The sequence below is a fragment of the Micromonospora sp. DT4 genome, from assembly GCF_049841675.1.
Lineage (GTDB): Bacteria > Actinomycetota > Actinomycetes > Mycobacteriales > Micromonosporaceae > Micromonospora.
Genome location: NZ_JBNCKT010000259.1, coordinates 873 through 1,986, shown reverse-complemented (window position 1 = coordinate 1,986; position 1,114 = coordinate 873). Strand labels below are relative to the sequence as shown.

The 1,114-nt window shown below is 71.0% G+C and carries 1 protein-coding gene; it reads left to right on the top strand.

The genetic code is table 11. From position 1 onward, the window contains the following. Positions 1-164: 164 nt before the first annotated feature. On the top strand, positions 165-818 hold the full coding sequence (locus ACLQ24_RS29450) for an MBL fold metallo-hydrolase (protein WP_425895000.1): 654 nt from the start codon (positions 165-167) through the stop codon (positions 816-818). Positions 819-1,114 lie beyond the last annotated feature (296 nt).

Below are 1,114 nucleotides of genomic sequence, written 5' to 3'. Positions count from 1 at the left end.
TGGGCGATGGCCCGACAGTCACCGGTGCACTCGAACCCCGATCGGCCCGAGTGAGACAAGGGTGCACCAATGAGCGCGGAACCGCCGCCGCCGAGCGGCGCGGCGAACGCCACCGCACGGCCGCCGAGCACGTCCTCCTCCATTGGAACGGATATCGACACGTCATGACCTACAGCGGAGATGTCACCCACGGCGGCCCGCCGGCGGTACGGGAGTTGGACGGGTTCACCATCAGCAAGCTGTCGGTCGGCCCGATGGACAACAACGCCTACCTGCTGCGGTGCACCGGCACCGGCGACCAGGTGCTGATCGACGCCGCCAACGAGGCGCCCCGGCTGCTGGAGCTGATCGGTGACGGCGGCCTGACCGCCGTGGTCACCACCCACCAGCACATGGACCACTGGGTGGCGTTGGAGGAGGTGGTCGCCAAGACCGGTGCGCGGGCTCTGGTGCACGCCGACGACGCGTCCGGGCTGCCGATCGAGGCGGAGCATCTGGCCGAGGGCGACACCGTGCCCGTCGGTGACTGCGCGCTGGAGGTCATCCACCTCAAGGGTCACACCCCCGGTTCGATCGCGCTGCTCTACCGCGACCCGGCCGGCACCGGCCACCTCTTCACCGGCGACAGTCTCTTTCCCGGCGGGGTCGGCAACACGGACAAGGATCCGCAGCGCTTCGCCGCGTTGATCGACGACGTCGAGCACAAGCTGTTCGACCAACTGCCGGACGACACGTGGTTCTACCCGGGCCACGGCAAGGACAGCACCCTGGGCGCGGAACGCCCGGCCCTCCCCCAATGGCGAACCCGAGGCTGGTAAACCCACCTCACCCGTCAGCCACCGGGCGAAGCCTTTCACTGACGGACACCACCCACCAGGCCACACCCAGAGGCCACCCCGCCCGGTCACCCAACCGGGTAACCCAACCGGGTAACCCAACCGGGTAACCCGCCGGTGACCGAAAACCACTGAAGGTCAACAACCCGCCGTCGGACCGCGACCCACCGGCGGATGAAGACCACGACGGGGGCGGGGGGGGGGCGCGCCCCCCCCCGGGCGGCCAAGAGGGCACCCCGGCCCCCGGGCGCCGCGCCCCCCCCCCCCCCCCCCCCCCC

Coding starts and splice junctions, on each gene's coding strand:
- ACLQ24_RS29450 (WP_425895000.1), top strand. CDS start 165: ATGACCTACAGCGGAGATGTCACCCACGGCGGCCCGCCGGCGGTACGG.